Source organism: Herbidospora solisilvae, assembly GCF_009901565.1.
In the GTDB taxonomy this organism is placed as follows: domain Bacteria; phylum Actinomycetota; class Actinomycetes; order Streptosporangiales; family Streptosporangiaceae; genus Herbidospora; species Herbidospora solisilvae.
In genome coordinates, this window is the sequence record NZ_WXEW01000008.1 from 417,096 (window position 1) to 434,214 (window position 17,119).

Below are 17,119 nucleotides of genomic sequence, written 5' to 3' on the forward strand. Positions count from 1 at the left end.
CCATGCTGATCCCGCGCAGGGTCAAGCACCGCAAGCAGCACCGGCCTGACCGCAGCGGCGCCGCCAAGGGCGGCACCCGGGTCGTGTTCGGCGAGTTCGGCATTCAGGCGCTTGAGCACTCCTACGTGACCAACCGCCAGATCGAGTCGGCTCGTATCGCCATGACCCGGCACATCCGCCGTGGCGGCAAGGTGTGGATCAACATCTACCCCGACCGTCCCCTCACCAAGAAGCCCGCGGAAACGCGAATGGGTTCCGGTAAGGGTTCGCCCGAGTGGTGGATCGCCAACGTCAAGCCCGGTCGCGTCATGTTCGAGCTGTCGGGTGTCGCCGAGCCCATCGCCCGTGAGGCGATGCGCCGCGCGATGCACAAGCTGCCCATGAAGTGCCGGTTCGTCAAGCGTGAAGTGGGTGAGGCGTGATGGCTAAGGGCCTGACCGCCGGTGAGCTGCGCGTGGAGGACGGGGAGGTGCTCGTCCAGAAGCTCAAGGAGGCGAAGGAGGAGCTGTTCAACCTCCGCTTCCAGGCTGCGACCGGTCAGTTGGAGAGCCACGGGCGGCTGCGCGCCGTCCGCCGCGAGATCGCCCGTATCTACACCGTGATGCGCGAGCGCGAGCTTGGAATCGTCACGGTCGAGAAGGAGCCGAGCGATGGCTGAAACAACTGAGAACGTCGAGACCACCGAGAAGACCGCGCGGAACTACCGCAAGACCCGTGAGGGCCTGGTCGTCAGCGACAAGATGGACAAGACCGTCGTCGTCGCCGTCGAGGACCGCGTGAAGCACCCGCTGTACGGCAAGGTCATCCGCCGTACGACCAAGTACAAGGCCCACGACGAGGAGAACACCGCCGGCGTCGGCGACCGTGTCCTCCTCATGGAGACCCGTCCGCTGTCGGCGACCAAGCGCTGGCGTGTGGTCGAGATCCTCGAGCGGGCCAAGTAATATAACGCGATCGCGCCTCGTGGGGGCCGTGCTTCGGCCCGGCCCCCATGACGGTGTCCAAGGAGCCTCTCGTATACGGGAGGTTCGCCCGCGGCGGCGGTTCGTCTGGCGCCGAGGGACAAGACATGTAGGTTCGGCCAGGCTCAGGGCCCGCCCTGAGAACCGGCACGACACATCAGGAGTTCAGCTGTGATTCAGCAGGAGTCGCGACTCAAGGTCGCCGACAACACGGGTGCCAAGGAGATCCTCTGCATCCGCGTTCTCGGTGGCTCTGGGCGTCGCTACGCCGGGATCGGCGACATCATCGTCGCCACCGTCAAGGACGCGATCCCCGGCGGCGGTGTGAAGAAGGGTGACGTCGTCAAGGCCGTCATCGTCCGCACCGTCAAGGAGCGCCGCCGTCAGGACGGGTCGTACATCAAGTTCGACGAGAACGCCGCGGTCATCATCAAGGACAGCGGCGACCCCCGGGGCACGCGTATTTTCGGCCCGGTCGGCCGCGAGCTGCGTGACAAGAAGTTCATGCGCATCATCTCGCTGGCGCCGGAGGTGCTCTAAATGGGGAAGCTGCACGTGAAGAAGGGTGACCTGGTTCAGGTCATCGCGGGCAAGGACAAGGGCGCCAAGGGCCGGGTCATCGCCGCGCTGCCGACCGAGGATCGCGTGATCGTCGCCGGCGTGAACATGATCAAGAAGCACTCGAAGGAGACCAACCAGGGTCCCCGCGGCGCCAAGGAAGGCGGCGTCACCACCCTGGAGGCCCCCATCCACGTGAGCAACGTCAAGAAGCTCAAGGATGACGAGAAGCCGAAGGACGAGGACGCCAAGTGACTGCCCAGACCGCTGAGCGGGTGACCCCCCGTCTCAAGCAGAAGTACCGCGAGGAGATCGCGGCCCAGCTGCGCGAGCAGTTCGGCATCGAGAACGTCATGCTGACCCCGGGTCTCACCAAGATCAAGGTGAACATGGGCGTCGGCGAGGCCGCTCGCGACTCCAAGCTGATCGAGGGCGCGGTTCGCGACCTCACCGCCATCACCGGACAGAAGCCGGCCGTCGTCCGCGCCCGCAAGTCCATCGCGCAGTTCAAGCTGCGTGAGGGCATGCCGATCGGCGCGCACGTCACGCTGCGCGGCGACCGCATGTGGGAGTTCCTCGACCGCCTGCTGTCGCTGGCCCTGCCGCGTATCCGCGACTTCCGTGGTCTGTCGCCCAAGCAGTTCGACGGGCACGGCAACTACACCTTCGGTCTCACCGAGCAGGTCATGTTCCACGAGATCGACCAGGACAAGGTCGACCGGCAGCGCGGTATGGACATCACGGTCGTCACGACCGCCCGCACAGACGACGAGGGCCGCGCGCTGCTGAAGCTGCTCGGTTTCCCGTTCAAGGAGGCCTGATCTAAATGGCGAAGACGTCACTGAAGGTCAAGGCGGCCCGCAAGCAGAAGTTCGAGGTCCGGGCGTACACTCGTTGTTCGCGCTGCGGCCGCCCGCGCGCCGTCTACCGCAAGTTCGGCCTGTGCCGCGTGTGCTTCCGCGAGATGGCGCACCGGGGCGAGCTGCCCGGCATCACCAAGTCCAGCTGGTAATTCCAGAGCATCACTACGCCGTAGGTCCCCTTCTTTTTTGGGAAACCGCGGCGAGGAGGGCCATCGATCATGACGATGACCGACCCGATCGCAGACATGCTGACGCGTCTGCGTAACGCGAACTCGGCGTATCACGACACCGTGACCATGCCGTACTCGAAGATCAAGGCGCACATCGCCGAGATCCTCCAGCAGGAGGGCTACATCCAGTCCTGGAGCGTCGAAGACGCCAAGGTCGGAAAGAACCTCGTGGTGGAGCTGAAGTTCGGCCCGAGCCGTGAGCGTTCGCTCGCCGGCATCCGCCGGGTTTCCAAGCCCGGCCTGCGGGTTTACGCCAAGAAGGACAACCTGCCCCGAGTCCTGGGCGGGCTGGGCGTCGCGATCATCTCGACGTCCGGCGGCCTGATGACCGACAAGCAGGCCGGCAAGCGCGGAGTGGGCGGGGAAGTCCTCGCCTACGTCTGGTAAGAGGGGAGGAACCACAGCATGTCGCGAATCGGACGGCTGCCCATCCCTGTACCGAGCGGTGTCGACATCACGATCGACGGCCGGAGTGTCCAGGTCAAGGGCCCGAAGGGCACGCTTTCTCACACCGTCGCCGAGCCCATCGAGGTTTCGCGCGGTGACGACGGCAATCTCGCCGTCACCCGTCCCAACGACGAGAACAAGGTCCGTGCGCTGCACGGCCTGTCCCGCACCCTGATCGCCAACATGGTGACCGGTGTGACCGCGGGTTACTCGAAGACGTTGGAGATCGTCGGCGTCGGCTACCGCGTTCAGGCCAAGGGCCCGACGCAGCTCGAGTTCTCGCTCGGCTTCAGCCACCCGGTGATCGTCGACGCGCCGGAGGGCATCTCCTTCCGCGTCGAGAAGCCGACCCTGTTCCACGTGGACGGGATCGACAAGCAGAAGGTCGGCGAGGTCTCGGCCAACATCCGCAAGCTGCGCAAGCCCGACCCGTACAAGGGCAAGGGCGTGCGCTACCAGGGCGAAGTCGTCCGCAAGAAGGTCGGAAAGGCTGGTAAGTAGTAATGGCTGCGAAGTACGGCAAGCACAGCGCCGCTCGCGCCATTTCGCGAGCCCGCCGCCACCGCCGTGTGCGGAAGAACGTCGTCGGCACGCAGGAGCGTCCGCGCCTGGTCGTGAACCGGTCCGCGCGGCACCTGTTCGTGCAGATCGTCGACGACGGCAAGGGTCACACGATCGTGAGCGCGTCCACCATGGACTCCTCGCTGCGTTCCCTTGAGGCCGACAAGACCGAGAAGGCGAAGAAGGTCGGCGAGCTTCTCGCTCAGCGGGCCAAGGACGCCGGGATCACTTCGGTCGTCTTCGACCGCGGTGGCAACCGCTACGCGGGTCGCATCGCGGCCCTGGCGGACAGCGCCCGTGAAGGCGGGTTGAGCTTCTGATGACCCGTCCTATGAGCAATGAGAAGAGGAACCACTGATGGCTGGAGCTCCGCGTCGGGGTGCCGGCGGCGGTGGCGAGCGGCGGGAACGTCGTGACGATCGCCGCGGTGGCGCCCAGGAGAAGGGCGTCTCGTACATCGAGCGCGTCGTGAAGATCAACCGCGTGGCCAAGGTCGTCAAGGGTGGTCGGCGCTTCAGTTTCACCGCGCTGGTCATCGTCGGCGACGGCAACGGCCTCGTCGGGGTCGGCTACGGCAAGGCCAAGGAGGTGCCCGCGGCGATCGCCAAGGGTGTCGAGGAGGCCAAGAAGCACTTCTTCAAGGTGCCGCGCATCCAGGGCACCATCCCGCACACCGTGCAGGGGGAGGACGCCGCCGGCGTCGTCCTGCTGCGTCCGGCCTCGCCCGGTACCGGTGTCATCGCGGGTGGCCCGGTGCGCGCGGTGCTGGAGTGCGCCGGGATCCACGACGTGCTGTCCAAGTCGCTCGGCTCGGACAACCCGATCAACATCGTGCACGCCACCGTGGCGGCTCTGAAGGGCCTCTCGCGCCCCGAGGAGATCGCCGCCCGCCGTGGTCTGCCGATCGAGGACGTCGCCCCCAAGGCGATGCTCAAGGCGCGCGCCGAGGGTCTCGCCGAGGCCGCCGCCGCTGCGAAGGCGGGGAGCTGAACATGGCCCGCCTGAAGATCACGCAGACCCGGTCCAAGATCGGCGGCAAGCAGAACCAGCGTGACTCGCTGCGTTCGCTTGGCCTGAAGCGAATCGGCGACGTCGTCGTGAAGGAGGACCGTCCCGAGATCCGCGGGATGGTCGCCGTCGTGACGCACCTCGTCGAGGTTGAAGAGGTCGACTAGTCATGACTGAGAACGCACCGCTGAAGATTCATGACCTTCGTCCCGCCCCGGGTGCCAACAAGGCCAAGGTCCGCAAGGGCCGCGGCGAGGGCTCCAAGGGCAAGACGTCCGGTCGTGGTACGAAGGGTTCCCACTCCCGTACCACCGTGCCTCTCGGCTTCGAAGGTGGCCAGGTTCCGCTCCAGCGGCGGCTGCCGAAGCTGAAGGGCTTCTCCAACTCGCTGTTCAAGACGACCTACCAGGTCGTCAACCTTGACAAGCTGGGCGAGGTCTTCTCCTCCGGTGGCGACGTGACCGTCGCCGACCTGGTGGCGAACGGTCTGGTCCGGAAGAACGAACTGGTCAAGGTTCTCGGAACCGGCGAGATCTCCGTGGCGTTGAACGTGCAGGCGCACGCCTTCTCCGCCAGCGCCAAGGAGAAGATCGCCGCGGCCGGCGGCTCCACCACGGAGCTGTAGGCCTCACGCATCACGAGGCGCGGGGGCTCGTTATGAGCCTCCGCGCCCGTAGTGCGTTAGAGTTCGCTGGACAGTTAGCCGAGTCTCACTGTCAAACCGCTCGTTTGTCATTTGTAAGACCCGCTGTTTTGGTAAGACCCGCAAGAAGACCTGCCGATGGACGACCCCCGCACCATCGCTCACCGTTACCGCGTCTCTGGCGCGCAGGAGGGACCGTGCTAACCGCTCTTACCCGGGCATTCCGGACGCCGGACCTGCGCAAGAAGCTGCTTTTCACCCTGGGTATCATTGTGATTTTCCGCCTGGGCTCGGTGCTGCCGACGCCCGGTGTGAACACCGAGAACGCCCGTAAGGCTCTGGAAGCGGCTCAATCTAGCGAACTCAGCAGCATCTACGGGATGGTCCAGCTCTTCAGTGGCGGCGCGTTGCTGAAGCTTTCAGTGTTCGCGCTGGGCATCATGCCCTACATCACGGCCAGCATCATCCTGCAGCTGCTGACTGTCGTGATCCCCCGCCTCGAAGCCCTCAAGAAGGAGGGCCAGGCGGGCACTGCGAAGATCACACAGTACACCCGGTATCTCACCATCGGACTGGCGGTTCTCCAGTCGACGGCCTTCGTCGCGCTGGCTCGGTCCGGACAGTTGTTCGGCACCTCCGCCAACGATCTCCCGATCCTGCTCAACGACGACATCTTCACCGTCGTCGTGATGGTCATCACGATGACCGCGGGTACCGCCGTCATCATGTGGCTCGGTGAGCTCATCACCGACCGCGGCGTCGGCAACGGCATGTCGATCCTGATCTTCACTCAGATCATCGCGGTCTTCCCGTCGGAACTGATGAACATCTTCCGGCAGAAGGGCGCCTTCACCTTCACGATCGTCATGATCGTCGGCATCTTCATGATCGCCGCGGTCGTCTTCGTGGAGCAGGCTCAGCGCCGCATCCCGGTGCAGTACGCCAAGCGCATGGTCGGCCGCCGGATGTACGGCGGCACCTCGACCTACATCCCGCTGAAGGTCAACCAGGCCGGCATCATCCCGGTCATCTTCGCCTCCTCGCTGCTCTACCTGCCGCAGCTGCTGGTGACGCTGTTCGCCAACAGCCAGGAGAGCAACGTCGTGGTCGAGTGGATCGCCCAGAACTTCGGTTCCGGCGACACCCCGATCTACATGGCGACCTTCTTCCTCCTGATCGTCTTCTTCACGTACTTCTACGTGTCCATCACCTTCAACCCCGTTGAAGTCGCCGACAACATGAAGAAGTACGGTGGGTTCATTCCGGGCATCCGTCCGGGCCGGCCGACCGCCGAGTACCTGAACTACGTGCTCACCCGGTTGACCGCGCCAGGGTCGCTGTATCTGGGTCTCATCTCCATGGTCCCGATCTTCGCCCTCACGCTGGCCGGCGCTACCCAGAACTTCCCGTTCGGAGGAACGAGCATTCTGATCATGGTGGGTGTCGGTCTCGACACGGTGAAGCAGATCGAGAGCCAGCTCCAGCAGCGCAACTACGAGGGCTTCCTGAGATAGTGCGTCTCGTCCTGGTCGGGCCCCCCGGAGCGGGCAAGGGGACGCAGGCCCAGTTCATCGCATCACATCTGTCGATCCCGAAAATCTCGACAGGTGACATTTTCCGCGCCAACGTGTCGGGTGGCACGGAGCTCGGAAAGCTGGCCAAGACCTACATGGACCGCGGGGACCTGGTTCCCGACGAGGTCACGATCGCGATGGTCCGCGGTCGCCTCGCGGAAGACGACGCGCAGGACGGTTTCCTGCTCGACGGTTTCCCGCGGAACGTGGCGCAGGCCGAGGTCCTCAAGAAGATGCTGGCTGACCTGGGCTCCGGGCTCGACCTGGTGCTGGAACTCGTGGTCGACGACGACGAGGTGGTCCGCCGCCTCGCCGGCCGTCGCACCTGCCGCTCGTGTGGCAAGGTCTGGCACGTCGACTTCGACCCGCCCAAGAAGGACGGCGTCTGCGACGCCTGCGGCGGCGAGTTGTTCCAGCGTGACGACGACCGTGAGGAGACCATCAGGCACCGCCTGGAGGTCTACCAGGAGCAGACGTCGCCGCTGATCAACTTCTACGCCGACGAGGGCATCCTCCGCGGCGTCGACGCGACCGGCCCCGTCGAAGAGGTCACCGCTCGCGCGATGGGCGAACTGCGCAGGTTCACGCGCGATCAAGCCGAAGACGAAAGCTAGATCGTAAGACCCAATCGGAACGCCACCTCACGGATCTACGTGGGGTGGCGTTCCTGCTGCCGGGCAGATTCCATGGCGCGAGACGCAGTCGGCCTCCGGCCGCCCGCGTCTCGCTTCGTAGGGGACAATGTATTGAATCGGGCATATGCCCCTGAAAGTTGATCCACCCAAGGGGTGCCTAAGGGATGTTTCGGAAGAACAAGCACGGGATTCAGATCAAGTCGCCCGAGCAGATCGCCAAGATGCGTGCGGCCGGCCTCGTCGTCGGGCGCACCCTCGATCTGCTGAGGCGGTCGGTCGAACCCGGTATGACGCCGCTCGACCTCGACGCCATCGCCGAGAAGGCGATCAGGGACGAGGGCGCGATCCCCTCGTTCAAGGGCTACCAGGGCTTTCCGGCGACGATCTGCGCGTCGGTCAACCAGGAGGTCGTGCACGGCATCCCCACCGACGCCCGGCCGCTTCGTGAGGGCGACATCATCTCCATCGACTGCGGCGCGATCCTCGACGGCTGGCACGGCGACTCGGCCGTCACCGTCCCGGTGGGGGAGGTCGACCCGAAGCTGCTGGAGCTGATCCGGGTCACCGAGGAGTCGATGTGGGCCGGCATCCGGGCCCTGAAGGTCGGCGCCCACCTGTCGGACATCGGCCACCAGGTCGAGCGCTACGTGCGCTCCCAGGGCCGCTACGGCATCCCCACGGAGTACGGCGGCCACGGCATCGGCACCGAGATGCACATGGACCCGTGGGTGGCCAACCACGGCAAGCCGGGCCGGGGGCCGAAGCTGGAGGTCGGCATGTGCCTGGCGATCGAGCCGATGGTCAACCTCGGCACCGACCAGACCCGCGTGCTGGCCGACGACTGGACGGTCGTCACCCAGGACGGCAAGGCGTCGGCGCATTTCGAGCACAGCGTGGCGGTCACCGCGGAAGGCCCGCTCGTTTTGACGGCTCTCGACGGCGGCAAAGAACGGCTTGCCACTACATAATTGGTAAAAAGACGCATTTGGAGGTTCGGCCATGGCATTCAGTCCGGAGATGCGTGCCTCTGACGCCGACCGGGAGAAGGTCGCGGCCGCCCTTCGTGAGCACATGGTCGAAGGGCGCCTGAACGCCGAGGAGTTCGGCGAGCGACTGGAGGCGGCCTATGCCGCCAAGACGTTCGGTGAGCTCCGGGTGCTGACGCGAGACCTGCCGGACATCGACCTGAAGAAGCTCCCGGCGCGTCCTGAGCCGGTGAAACCGCAGGCCCCGGGGGCGCCGGCGAACCTGAAGGCGGCGTGGGGCGGCTGGCTCGTCGTCGGCGGGATCAACTGGGCGATCTGGCTCATCTTGTGGATCTCGCAGGGCGAACTGGTCTATCCGTGGCCGTTGTGGGTGATGGGGCCGTGGGGGATCGGGCTGCTCATCGCCACACTCACCCAAAGTCAGAATGGCGATAAAAAGCGGGAATTGGGGTCCTGAATGTGTCGTTGTGCACGCTCGCGGTCGAGTGTGCATTCGTCCACAGAACAGCGGGTTGTGCGTTCCTAATGTGAGCGGTGTCCGGAGATGAGCAGCATCCCCGGAAGGTCTCACTGGAGGACAGACAAATGCGCAAGCTCCCCCGCGTTCTCGCCGGCACCGCCCTCGCCGCCGGTCTCATGGCCGGCGCCATGGCCGCCCCCGCCGCCGCCAGCGCGACGGCTGCGACCGGTTCCGCCGCGGCGGCCTCGTCCAAGCACTTCTTCGGCCCCTACTACTCGCACTGGGGCGACAAGTTCGAGAAGAGCCACCGCTCCTACTTCAAGGGCTACTGGACCAAGAGCGGCAACCAGTACTGGTTCTACGGCGACCTGTTCGACACCGACCGCGACCGCCAGTGGTCGTACGTCTGGTACCGCTACACCGACCGCTTCGGCAAGAGCCACACGAAGTGGTTCAAGAACACCTCCTTCGGCCACGGCGACTTCGACAAGTTCTTCGGCTTCAAGAAGGGCTTCGTGAAGGACGTGGACTTCCGGGTCTGCGAGGGCACCAGCCGGTTCGACGACTGCGGCGGCTGGAACGACGCCTTCTAAGCCGTGCGGCACCTGAGATGCGGGCCCGTCCTGACAAGGACGGGCCCTGTCTGTTCTGGTCTATTGGGCAGATTCCCGGCGCAAGCTGCGGTTCGCTTTTCGTCTTCATGCGGATTCTTTGCCCTACGGGCTCGTTGACCGGGTTGTCGCCGGGTAGGTGATCTTTGTCGGCCGGGTGGGAGTCCCTCGGCCACCGGGCGTCCCGGCTGAGCGGGCCGCCCGGGCGCGAAGCCACCGGGCCCACCCGATCCGGCATGTCGGCGGTGCCGGACGGGTGGGCCCGGTTTTGCGCTATCCTGGAATGCGGTTGTGTACGAGGGCCCGTTCTGCGTGATCGTTTCGCGTTCCGCACCGGGTTGCCGTACACTCCTTTGTCGGTTCACTATGACCTTTTGCGTGGCGGCCTTGCCGCCGCCGCTCTCTGTACGCCTGAAGGTCGCGGCTGATTAGTGTTCCGAAGCCTCAGACGACCGAGCATCAGTGAAACGTGAGGAACTTTTGGCCAAGAAAGACGGCGCCATCGAGATCGAGGGCACTGTGGTCGAGTCGCTCCCGAACGCCATGTTCCGGGTGCAGCTCGACAACGGCCATAAGGTCCTGGCCCACATCAGCGGCAGGATGCGCATGCACTACATCCGCATCCTCCCGGACGACCGGGTCGTCGTGGAGCTTAGCCCCTACGACCTCACTCGCGGCCGGATCGTCTACCGGTACAAGTAGGAACGATTAAGGACTATGAAGGTCAAGCCGAGCGTCAAGAAGATCTGTGACAAGTGCAAGGTGATCCGCCGGCACGGTCGAGTCATGGTGATCTGCGACAACCTGCGCCACAAGCAGCGTCAGGGCTAGTCGCCACCGGCCCCCGCTGAGTCCGTCCAGGGTGACGGACTCGACGCATGTGCGGGGCCGGGACTGTAATCGCGCGCCACACTCGCGAAGGCGCCCCTTTCCGGGGTGAACCACGCGGGAGACCCCCGGTCGGAGGCCGGGGCCCTCACCCCGGGCATTGGGGAGGGGCGTGGGGCGCAGGACCTCCGCGAAACGAAGGAGAATGCCCGACCATGGCTCGCCTGGTTGGCGTCGACCTCCCCCGCGACAAGCGGCTGGAGATCGCTCTCACCTACATTTACGGCATCGGCCGTACCCGCGCGCTTGAGATCCTGAACGCCACCGGCGTCTCCGGCGACCTGCGCGTGCACCAGCTCTCCGACACCGAGCTCGTGCCCATGCGTGACTACATCGAGGCGAACTTCAAGATCGAGGGTGACCTCCGCCGCGAAGTTCAGGCCGACATTCGTCGCAAGATCGAAATCGGCTGCTACCAGGGCATCCGGCACCGCAAGGGCCTGCCCGTCCACGGTCAGCGGACGCAGACGAACGCGCGTACCCGCAAGGGCAAGAAGAAGACCGTGGCCGGCAAGAAGAAGCCGGGCAAGAAGTAGTCCTTAGCTGCAGCCCATTTCAGGAGATAGCGCTTAAATGCCGCCGAAGAGCCGCCAGGGCGCACCCAAGAAGGTGCGCCGCAAGGAAAAGAAGAACGTCGCTCACGGGCACGCCCACATCAAGAGCACGTTCAACAACACGATCGTCTCGATCACCGACCCGAACGGGAACGTGATCTCCTGGGCCAGCGCCGGCCACGTCGGGTTCAAGGGCTCCCGTAAGTCCACCCCGTTCGCCGCCCAGATGGCCGCCGAGAACGCCGCCCGCCGCGCCATGGAGCACGGCATGCGCAAGGTCGACGTCTTCGTCAAGGGCCCCGGTTCCGGCCGGGAGACCGCGATCCGTTCGCTCCAGGCGACCGGGCTCGAGGTCGGGTCCATCCAGGACGTGACGCCGGTCCCGCACAACGGTTGCCGTCCGCCGAAGCGCCGCCGCGTCTGACGTCCAGGAGATAAGAAAAAATGGCTCGTTACACGGGTGCGGACTGCAAGCTCTGCCGCCGCGAGAAGACCAAGCTCTTCCTCAAGGGCAAGAAGTGTGAGTCCGCGAAGTGCCCCATCGAGATCCGTCCTTACCCGCCGGGTGAGCACGGTCGCGGTCGGCCGAAGGAGTCTGAGTACCAGCTCCAGCTTCGTGAGAAGCAGAAGACCCGCCGCATCTACGGCATCCTCGAGAAGCAGTTCCGCAACTACTACGAGGAAGCCAACCGCAAGAGCGGCAAGACCGGCGAGAACCTCCTCCAGATCCTGGAGAGCCGTCTCGACAACGTGGTCTACCGCGCCGGTTTCGCCGAGTCGCGTGACGCCGCCCGCCAGCAGGTCCGCCACGGTCACGTGACCGTGAACGGCAAGAAGGTGGACATCCCGTCCTACCGCGTCCGCGAGCACGACATCGTGGAGATCCGCGAGAAGTCGCGCAACCTCATGCCCTACGAGGTGGCCCGCGCCACCGCCGGTGACAAGACCGTCCCGGCGTGGCTGGGTGTCGCCCCCGAGGCCATGCGGGTGCTCGTGCACCAGCTCCCGGTCCGCCAGCAGATCGACACGCTGGTCCAGGAGCAGCTCATCGTCGAGCTCTACTCCAAGTAAGTAGTGCTCCTTGATGCCGCATGGTCCGGTTTGACCGGATCGTGCGGCATCATGGTTGTTGCCGAGCGGCGTCAAATAGCGGGCGCCGCCGTCTGTGAAGGGAACCACGCATGCTCATCGCACAGCGTCCCAGTCTCGTCGAGGAGTCCCTCGAGGAGCACCGGTCCAAGTTCGTCATCGAGCCGCTGGAGCCGGGCTTCGGTTACACCATCGGCAACTCCGTGCGGCGCACGCTGCTGTCGTCCATTCCGGGCGCGGCCGTGACCTCCATCCGCATCGAGGGTGTGCTCCACGAGTTCTCGACCGTTCCCGGGGTCAAGGAAGACGTCACCGACATCATCCTGAACCTCAAGAACCTGGTCGTCTCCTCCGAGCACGACGAGCCGGTGGTCATGTACCTGCGCAAGCAGGGCCCCGGTGAGGTCACCGCCGCCGACATCGCGCCCCCGGCCGGTGTCGAGGTGCACAACCCCGACCTCCACATCGCCACGCTGAACGGCAAGGCGAAGCTGGAGATGGAGCTGACCGTCGAGCGCGGTCGCGGCTACGTCTCCGCCGCCCAGAACAAGCAGCCCGGCCAGGAGATCGGCCGCATCCCGATCGACTCCATCTACTCGCCGGTGCTCAAGGTCACCTACAAGGTCGAGGCGACGCGTGTCGAGCAGCGCACCGACTTCGACCGGCTGATCCTCGACGTCGAGACCAAGCCGTGCATGAAGCCCCGCGACGCGGTGGCCTCGGCCGGCAAGACCCTCGTCGAGCTCTTCGGCCTGGCCCGTGAGCTCAACGTCGAGGCCGAGGGCATCGACATCGGCCCGTCGCCGACCGACGCCGCCCTGGCGGCCGACCTGGCGCTGCCGATCGAGGAGCTCAACCTCACGGTCCGGTCCTACAACTGCCTCAAGCGCGAGGGCATCCACACCGTGGGCGAGCTCGTCGCGCGCAGCGAGCAGGACCTGCTGGACATCCGCAACTTCGGTGCGAAGTCCATCGAAGAGGTCAAGCAGAAGCTGCACGAGATGGGTCTCGCGCTCAAGGACAGCCCGCCCGGATTCGACCCGTCCGCTGTCGCCGGTGGCGGCTACGACGACGAGGACGGCGGCTTCATCGAGACCGAGCAGTACTGAGTTTTCCCAGATAGAACGATCATTCAGATCGGCCCGACCCCGGTACCTGATACGGCCGGGGCGGGTTATCCAAAGGAGCATGTCATGCCCAAGCCCACCAAAGGCGCCCGTCTCGGTGGTTCCCCGGCGCACGAGAAGCTGATCCTGTCGAACCTCGCGACGCAGCTTTTCCAGCACGGGAAGATCAAGACCACTGAGGCCAAGGCCAAGCGCCTGCGCCCGCTGGCTGAGCGGCTGATCACCAAGGCGAAGAAGGGCGACATCCACAACCGTCGCCAGGTGCTGACCGTCGTCCGCGACAAGGGCGTCGTCCACCACCTCTTCACCGAGATCGCCCCCAGCTTCGCGGAGCGTCCCGGTGGCTACACCCGCATCACCAAGATCGGTCAGCGTAAGGGTGACGCCGCTCCCATGGCCGTCATCGAGCTCGTCACCGAGCCGCTGAACGCCGTCACCACGACCCGCAAGGCCCCCGAGCCCGCCGCCGCCCCGGCGTCGGAGCCCAAGGCCGCGGAGGTCGAGGAGACGAAGGCGGAGGCGTCCGCCGACGAGGCCGAGGTCACCGAGACCGAGGCCAAGAAGGACGACGAGGCCTGATCCTTCGGGTTTTCTGGGTCCGGTGTCCCACGGGACGCCGGACCCGTTTCTTTTTCACCAAAGGGGTGTGTCGATGCGGCTGCGGCTCGATCTGGGCTATGACGGGACCGACTTCTCGGGCTGGGCCAAGCAGCCCGGCAGGCGTACCGTCCAGGGAGAGCTCGAAGCCGCCCTGGGACGCATCCTGCGCCTGCCCGAACCCCCGTCCCTGACCGTGGCGGGCCGCACCGACGCGGGTGTGCACGCCCGGGGCCAGGTCGCCCACGTCGACCTGGCCGACGACGTCGAGGAGCCCGCCATGCTGCTGCGGCGGCTCGCCGGGGTGCTGCCTCCGGACGTGCGGGTGAACCGGGTCAGCGTCGCCCCTCCCGGCTTCGACGCCCGCTTCTCGGCCCTGTCCCGCCGGTACGGCTACCGCGTGAGCGACAACCCCGGGGGAGTCGACCCGCTGCGGCGCAAGGACGTCCTGTGGTATCAGCGCCACCTCGACGTCGGCCTCCTCAACGCGGGCTCGGCGGCCCTGCTCGGCGAACACGACTTCGCGGCGTTCTGCAAGAAGCGCGAGGGCGCGACCACGATCCGCGAACTCCAGCGGCTGTCGTGGGAGCGCGGCGAGACGTTCCTGACGGCGACGGTCGTCGCCGACGCCTTCTGCCACTCGATGGTCCGGGCGCTGGTGGGGTCACTGCTGATGGTCGGCGACGGGCGGCAGCCCATCGAATGGCCGGGCGAGGTGCTCCGCCGGGCGGTGCGCGACTCGGGCGTGCACGTGGCGCCGGCGGTCGGGCTGACCCTGGAGGAGGTCAGCTACCCGGCCGACGCCGAGCTCGCCGGCCGGGCGGAGCTGACCCGCCGGGTGCGCACGCTCAGCTCGTGACGCGCTTCTCGATGATCTCGGCCGTCTGGTCGCGGAAGGCCCCGCTGACCGGGCCGAGATCCTTCTCCTTCTCGCCTGGGGTGTGGCCGTCGGCGTAGGTGGCGTAGCTGAAGACGATGTAGCGGCCCCAGACCATGCCCGCGGCGTAGCCGCCGCTGATGGCCACCCGGTCGGCGCCCGAGTCGGGGTCGCCGTTGAGGCCGCGGAACCACAGGTTGCTGCCGAGGTTCTTGGTCTGGTCGACGGCCAGGGCGGCGTCTTTGGTGGGCAGCACGGCGATGCCGGTGGTGACGGCGTACTGCTTCTTGCCGTCGACGTAGGTGGCGCGGAGCACCCGGCGGCAGTCGTTCTCCGACAGGGACCGGGCGAAGGCGCCGGCGGCGGCCGAGGCGCAGTCGTCGGTCATGTCGACCTTGACGCGTTTGAAGGTGCGGCCGTTCACGCTGACCTTCACGTCGGGGAAGGCCTCGTTGAGGGTCAGTTTGCGGGGGTCGGTCGTCTCCGAGTCGAGCATCGCCGCTTCGACCGTCGGCGCCGGGTCGGCCTCGCCGCCGGGGGCGGCCGGGGCGTTGGTCACCGGGGGAGCCGCGACCTCGCCGGCCGGGTCTTCCTCGCCCGAATAGGCCATGTAGGCCGACGCCCCGATGGCCGCGATCACGACGAGGGCGCCGCTGGCCAGCAGCACCTTCCTGGCGCCGCCGCCCTTCTTCTTGGCGGGCACCTCGGTGATCGGGGCGGCCTCGGCCGGGCGGTAGCCCTTGGGCAGCGGCGGGTGGACGATCCCCTCGGCCACCGGCGCGGCGCCCAGGCTCTCGAACCCTCGCCCCGGGGACGCCGGCGCGGCCGGCGGCACGGGGGGAGTGAACAGGTTCTCCTGGGTCTGCTCCGGCTTGGGGTCGACCTTCTGCAACGGCATCTCCGGGTCGGTGGGGACGTCGGCGCCGTTCACCGCGCCGAACGATTGCTGGGCCTCCTGGAAGGCCGGCTGCTCCTCGCGCGGGATCGTCGTCTCGGCGGGCTCCTCGCCGGGGATCGCGGCCGACGGCCACGGGGTGCCGGTGTCACTGGCCCACTGCTGGGCGGGCGGCCACGGCGTCCCCTCCGGGCGGTCGCCCGGGACGGTGGCCGCTCCCGTGTCGGGCTCGTCGGGCTCGTCGGCCTGTTGGGCGGCCGCGGGCCAGTGGCGCGGGTAGACGGGCGGGTCGTCGTGGGACTCGACCGGCTCGGCGGGGGCGACGGCGGACTCCTCGCCCGGTAGGCGCGGCGGCCAGACGGCGATGTCACCGGGCTCACCCGGGCGCTCGGCCTCGGCGGCGGGCCATTCGGGAAGAGGGGGGAGACCGGAGGTGGTGGCGTCGGCGACCGGGGGCTCCTCCACCGGCGCCGGCGGCTCCGCGGTGGGGGCGGCGGGCCAGCCGGGCCACTGCTGCGCCGGCGCGGGCGGCCACGACCCGGCCTTCCCGTGGTCGCGGGTCTCTTCGGTCTCGGGGTCGTAGGCGGGGACCGGCCAGGCCGCGTCGCGGTCGCGGGTCTCCTCAGTGTCGGGGGAGTAGACAGGCGGCGGCCAGGCGGCGCGGGCGTCGTCTTCCTGCGGTGGTTGCCAGGCGGATGCGGTCTCGGGGGTCTCGTGCTCGGTCTTCGGCGGCCAGGCAGCCCGGGTGTCGCGGGTGTCGTCTTCCTGCGGTGGTTGCCAGGCGGACGCGGTCTCGGGGGTCTCAGGCTCGGCTTTCGGCGGCCACGCGGCCCGGGTGTCGCGCGTCTCCTCGGTTCCCGGGTCGTAGACGGGGGCCGGCCAGGCGGCCCGGGTGCCGCGGGTGTCGTTTTCCTGCGGTGGTTGCCAGGCGGACGCGGTCTCGGGGGTCTCGGGCTCGGCCTTCGGCGGCCAGGCGGCCCGGGTGTCGCGCGTCTCCTCGGTCTGCGGGTCGTACGCCGGCCACGCGGACGGGGGCGTCTGGTCCGCCTCGGGCCCGGGGGTGGCGGGGATCGGCCACGGGGCCCTCGGGTCGCGGGTCTCCTCGGTCTGCGGGTCGTAGACCGGAGGGGGCCAGGCGGAGCCCTGGACGGGGTCGGAGGAGGCCTTCGGGAAGCCGAAGTGGCCCGTCGGGGGAGCCTCGGGGGTGTGCTCGGTCACCGGCGCGGGCGGCTGCCACGAGTGGGGCGTCGGCCACGTCGGGCCGGGTTCCTCGGAGCGTTCCGTGTCTTCGGGGGTGAACCAGCCGCCGGACTCGGCGGGCTCGCGAGCCGGGGCCGGGGGCCACGTCGGGGGCTCGGCGGGTTGGGCGGCGGGAGCGGGTGGCCACTCCGGCTGGGCAGGGCGGTTCGTCGTGACGGCGAACCAGCCGTTGCCGGAGCCCTCTCCGGGCTGCGGGTAGTTCTCGTCACGAGCCGACTGCCCGAAACTGGGCGGGGGCACCTTGCCCTCGTGGTCGTGCTCGGAGGCGGAATCCTGGCCACGCATACCCGGAAG

General features: G+C 67.3%; 27 protein-coding genes. 26 read left to right on the forward strand and 1 reads right to left on the reverse strand.

Features of this window, described 5'->3' with window-relative positions:
- The first annotated feature begins 2 nt into the window (after positions 1 to 2).
- The 26 genes from rplP to truA all read left to right on the forward strand — a co-directional run bounded on the left by rplP (position 3) and on the right by truA (position 14,652).
- Positions 3 to 422 carry a 50S ribosomal protein L16 gene (rplP, locus tag GT755_RS27920; protein ID WP_030451495.1) on the forward strand — a complete coding sequence of 140 codons (420 nt, stop codon included), beginning with the start codon at positions 3 to 5 and terminating at the stop codon, positions 420 to 422.
- Positions 422 to 658 (forward strand): 50S ribosomal protein L29, encoded by a 237-nt coding sequence (gene rpmC, locus GT755_RS27925; RefSeq protein ID WP_030451494.1) that lies wholly within the window; start codon positions 422 to 424, stop codon positions 656 to 658. Before rplP ends, rpmC begins: the two co-directional genes overlap by 1 nt.
- Positions 651 to 944 (forward strand): 30S ribosomal protein S17, encoded by a 294-nt coding sequence (gene rpsQ / locus GT755_RS27930; RefSeq protein ID WP_030451493.1) that lies wholly within the window; start codon positions 651 to 653, stop codon positions 942 to 944. Before rpmC ends, rpsQ begins: the two co-directional genes overlap by 8 nt.
- Before the next feature lie 189 nt (positions 945 to 1,133).
- The gene (gene rplN, locus GT755_RS27935; RefSeq protein WP_030451492.1) at positions 1,134 to 1,502 is read left to right on the forward strand and encodes a 50S ribosomal protein L14; all 369 of its coding nucleotides are present in this window, start codon (positions 1,134 to 1,136) and stop codon (positions 1,500 to 1,502) included.
- Between the two features lie 9 nt (positions 1,503 to 1,511).
- A complete protein-coding gene (gene rplX, locus GT755_RS27940) occupies positions 1,512 to 1,775 on the forward strand; it encodes a 50S ribosomal protein L24 (protein ID WP_202610623.1) in 264 nt (87 codons plus the stop codon).
- Entirely contained in the window at positions 1,772 to 2,341 is a 570-nt protein-coding gene (gene rplE, locus GT755_RS27945) for a 50S ribosomal protein L5 (RefSeq protein WP_030451490.1), read from the forward strand. The genes rplX and rplE overlap by 4 nt, the downstream gene beginning before the upstream one ends.
- Positions 2,342 to 2,346: 5 nt before the next feature.
- Positions 2,347 to 2,532, forward strand: a complete 186-nt coding sequence (locus GT755_RS27950; protein WP_030451489.1) for a type Z 30S ribosomal protein S14 — start codon at positions 2,347 to 2,349, stop codon at positions 2,530 to 2,532.
- A gap of 69 nt (positions 2,533 to 2,601) precedes the next feature.
- The gene (rpsH, locus tag GT755_RS27955) at positions 2,602 to 3,000 is read left to right on the forward strand and encodes a 30S ribosomal protein S8 (protein WP_030451488.1); all 399 of its coding nucleotides are present in this window, start codon (positions 2,602 to 2,604) and stop codon (positions 2,998 to 3,000) included.
- An 18-nt stretch (positions 3,001 to 3,018) separates the two neighbouring features.
- The gene (gene rplF / locus GT755_RS27960) at positions 3,019 to 3,561 is read left to right on the forward strand and encodes a 50S ribosomal protein L6 (RefSeq protein ID WP_030451487.1); all 543 of its coding nucleotides are present in this window, start codon (positions 3,019 to 3,021) and stop codon (positions 3,559 to 3,561) included.
- Between the two features lie 2 nt (positions 3,562 to 3,563).
- The gene (gene rplR / locus GT755_RS27965; protein ID WP_161482558.1) at positions 3,564 to 3,941 is read left to right on the forward strand and encodes a 50S ribosomal protein L18; all 378 of its coding nucleotides are present in this window, start codon (positions 3,564 to 3,566) and stop codon (positions 3,939 to 3,941) included.
- Positions 3,942 to 3,978: 37 nt separating this feature from the next.
- Positions 3,979 to 4,611, forward strand: a complete 633-nt coding sequence (gene rpsE, locus GT755_RS27970) for a 30S ribosomal protein S5 (RefSeq protein ID WP_030451485.1) — start codon at positions 3,979 to 3,981, stop codon at positions 4,609 to 4,611.
- A 2-nt stretch (positions 4,612 to 4,613) separates the two neighbouring features.
- Positions 4,614 to 4,796: a 50S ribosomal protein L30 gene (gene rpmD, locus GT755_RS27975; RefSeq protein ID WP_030451484.1), complete on the forward strand. Its 183-nt coding sequence runs from the start codon at positions 4,614 to 4,616 to the stop codon at positions 4,794 to 4,796.
- Positions 4,797 to 4,798: 2 nt separating this feature from the next.
- Complete coding sequence (rplO, locus tag GT755_RS27980; RefSeq protein WP_030451483.1) at positions 4,799 to 5,254, forward strand: 50S ribosomal protein L15; 456 nt, start codon at positions 4,799 to 4,801, stop codon at positions 5,252 to 5,254.
- Positions 5,255 to 5,469: 215 nt separating this feature from the next.
- On the forward strand, positions 5,470 to 6,786 hold the full coding sequence (gene secY, locus GT755_RS27985) for a preprotein translocase subunit SecY (RefSeq protein ID WP_030451482.1): 1,317 nt from the start codon (positions 5,470 to 5,472) through the stop codon (positions 6,784 to 6,786).
- Positions 6,786 to 7,460: an adenylate kinase gene (locus tag GT755_RS27990; RefSeq protein ID WP_161482559.1), complete on the forward strand. Its 675-nt coding sequence runs from the start codon at positions 6,786 to 6,788 to the stop codon at positions 7,458 to 7,460. Before secY ends, GT755_RS27990 begins: the two co-directional genes overlap by 1 nt.
- Before the next feature lie 185 nt (positions 7,461 to 7,645).
- Positions 7,646 to 8,449, forward strand: a complete 804-nt coding sequence (gene map, locus GT755_RS27995; RefSeq protein WP_161482560.1) for a type I methionyl aminopeptidase — start codon at positions 7,646 to 7,648, stop codon at positions 8,447 to 8,449.
- A 49-nt stretch (positions 8,450 to 8,498) separates the two neighbouring features.
- Positions 8,499 to 8,924: a DUF1707 SHOCT-like domain-containing protein gene (locus GT755_RS28000; RefSeq protein ID WP_235967402.1), complete on the forward strand. Its 426-nt coding sequence runs from the start codon at positions 8,499 to 8,501 to the stop codon at positions 8,922 to 8,924.
- Positions 8,925 to 9,052: 128 nt separating this feature from the next.
- Entirely contained in the window at positions 9,053 to 9,520 is a 468-nt protein-coding gene (locus GT755_RS28005; RefSeq protein WP_161482562.1) for a hypothetical protein, read from the forward strand.
- A gap of 498 nt (positions 9,521 to 10,018) precedes the next feature.
- Positions 10,019 to 10,240, forward strand: coding sequence for a translation initiation factor IF-1 (gene infA / locus GT755_RS28010; protein WP_030451477.1), 222 nt, complete (start codon positions 10,019 to 10,021; stop codon positions 10,238 to 10,240).
- Between the two features lie 15 nt (positions 10,241 to 10,255).
- Positions 10,256 to 10,369, forward strand: a complete 114-nt coding sequence (rpmJ, locus tag GT755_RS28015; RefSeq protein ID WP_003956441.1) for a 50S ribosomal protein L36 — start codon at positions 10,256 to 10,258, stop codon at positions 10,367 to 10,369.
- A 212-nt stretch (positions 10,370 to 10,581) separates the two neighbouring features.
- Positions 10,582 to 10,962, forward strand: a complete 381-nt coding sequence (gene rpsM / locus GT755_RS28020) for a 30S ribosomal protein S13 (protein WP_062345037.1) — start codon at positions 10,582 to 10,584, stop codon at positions 10,960 to 10,962.
- Positions 10,963 to 10,999: 37 nt separating this feature from the next.
- Positions 11,000 to 11,404, forward strand: a complete 405-nt coding sequence (gene rpsK, locus GT755_RS28025) for a 30S ribosomal protein S11 (protein ID WP_020542285.1) — start codon at positions 11,000 to 11,002, stop codon at positions 11,402 to 11,404.
- A gap of 20 nt (positions 11,405 to 11,424) precedes the next feature.
- Complete coding sequence (gene rpsD, locus GT755_RS28030) at positions 11,425 to 12,051, forward strand: 30S ribosomal protein S4 (RefSeq protein WP_030451475.1); 627 nt, start codon at positions 11,425 to 11,427, stop codon at positions 12,049 to 12,051.
- A 110-nt stretch (positions 12,052 to 12,161) separates the two neighbouring features.
- Positions 12,162 to 13,178: a DNA-directed RNA polymerase subunit alpha gene (locus GT755_RS28035; protein WP_030451474.1), complete on the forward strand. Its 1,017-nt coding sequence runs from the start codon at positions 12,162 to 12,164 to the stop codon at positions 13,176 to 13,178.
- A gap of 84 nt (positions 13,179 to 13,262) precedes the next feature.
- Positions 13,263 to 13,775: a 50S ribosomal protein L17 gene (rplQ, locus tag GT755_RS28040; protein ID WP_161482563.1), complete on the forward strand. Its 513-nt coding sequence runs from the start codon at positions 13,263 to 13,265 to the stop codon at positions 13,773 to 13,775.
- Positions 13,776 to 13,848: 73 nt separating this feature from the next.
- On the forward strand, positions 13,849 to 14,652 hold the full coding sequence (gene truA, locus GT755_RS28045; RefSeq protein ID WP_161482564.1) for a tRNA pseudouridine(38-40) synthase TruA: 804 nt from the start codon (positions 13,849 to 13,851) through the stop codon (positions 14,650 to 14,652).
- On the opposite strand, the gene GT755_RS40705 is transcribed toward truA, so the two are convergent.
- Positions 14,642 to 17,110 (reverse strand): hypothetical protein, encoded by a 2,469-nt coding sequence (locus GT755_RS40705; protein ID WP_161482565.1) that lies wholly within the window; start codon positions 17,108 to 17,110, stop codon positions 14,642 to 14,644. The two genes, truA and GT755_RS40705, sit on opposite strands and share 11 nt — an antisense overlap.
- Positions 17,111 to 17,119: the final 9 nt, after the last annotated feature.

Excerpts from the sequence above, each read along its gene's own strand:
- rplP (WP_030451495.1), top strand. The coding sequence starts at position 3 with ATGCTGATCCCGCGCAGGGTCAAGCACCGCAAGCAGCACCGGCCTGAC.
- truA (WP_161482564.1), top strand. The coding sequence starts at position 13,849 with ATGCGGCTGCGGCTCGATCTGGGCTATGACGGGACCGACTTCTCGGGC.
- rpsM (WP_062345037.1), top strand. The coding sequence starts at position 10,582 with ATGGCTCGCCTGGTTGGCGTCGACCTCCCCCGCGACAAGCGGCTGGAG.
- GT755_RS28035 (WP_030451474.1), top strand. The coding sequence starts at position 12,162 with ATGCTCATCGCACAGCGTCCCAGTCTCGTCGAGGAGTCCCTCGAGGAG.
- GT755_RS40705 (WP_161482565.1), bottom strand. The coding sequence starts at position 17,110 with ATGCGTGGCCAGGATTCCGCCTCCGAGCACGACCACGAGGGCAAGGTG.
- GT755_RS28000 (WP_235967402.1), top strand. The coding sequence starts at position 8,499 with ATGCGTGCCTCTGACGCCGACCGGGAGAAGGTCGCGGCCGCCCTTCGT.
- GT755_RS27950 (WP_030451489.1), top strand. The coding sequence starts at position 2,347 with ATGGCGAAGACGTCACTGAAGGTCAAGGCGGCCCGCAAGCAGAAGTTC.
- rpmD (WP_030451484.1), top strand. The coding sequence starts at position 4,614 with ATGGCCCGCCTGAAGATCACGCAGACCCGGTCCAAGATCGGCGGCAAG.
- GT755_RS28005 (WP_161482562.1), top strand. The coding sequence starts at position 9,053 with ATGCGCAAGCTCCCCCGCGTTCTCGCCGGCACCGCCCTCGCCGCCGGT.
- rpmJ (WP_003956441.1), top strand. The coding sequence starts at position 10,256 with ATGAAGGTCAAGCCGAGCGTCAAGAAGATCTGTGACAAGTGCAAGGTG.
- rplO (WP_030451483.1), top strand. The coding sequence starts at position 4,799 with ATGACTGAGAACGCACCGCTGAAGATTCATGACCTTCGTCCCGCCCCG.
- rpmC (WP_030451494.1), top strand. The coding sequence starts at position 422 with ATGGCTAAGGGCCTGACCGCCGGTGAGCTGCGCGTGGAGGACGGGGAG.
- rpsQ (WP_030451493.1), top strand. The coding sequence starts at position 651 with ATGGCTGAAACAACTGAGAACGTCGAGACCACCGAGAAGACCGCGCGG.
- rplF (WP_030451487.1), top strand. The coding sequence starts at position 3,019 with ATGTCGCGAATCGGACGGCTGCCCATCCCTGTACCGAGCGGTGTCGAC.
- rplR (WP_161482558.1), top strand. The coding sequence starts at position 3,564 with ATGGCTGCGAAGTACGGCAAGCACAGCGCCGCTCGCGCCATTTCGCGA.
- rpsK (WP_020542285.1), top strand. The coding sequence starts at position 11,000 with ATGCCGCCGAAGAGCCGCCAGGGCGCACCCAAGAAGGTGCGCCGCAAG.
- map (WP_161482560.1), top strand. The coding sequence starts at position 7,646 with ATGTTTCGGAAGAACAAGCACGGGATTCAGATCAAGTCGCCCGAGCAG.
- rplQ (WP_161482563.1), top strand. The coding sequence starts at position 13,263 with ATGCCCAAGCCCACCAAAGGCGCCCGTCTCGGTGGTTCCCCGGCGCAC.
- rpsE (WP_030451485.1), top strand. The coding sequence starts at position 3,979 with ATGGCTGGAGCTCCGCGTCGGGGTGCCGGCGGCGGTGGCGAGCGGCGG.
- rpsH (WP_030451488.1), top strand. The coding sequence starts at position 2,602 with ATGACGATGACCGACCCGATCGCAGACATGCTGACGCGTCTGCGTAAC.
- rpsD (WP_030451475.1), top strand. The coding sequence starts at position 11,425 with ATGGCTCGTTACACGGGTGCGGACTGCAAGCTCTGCCGCCGCGAGAAG.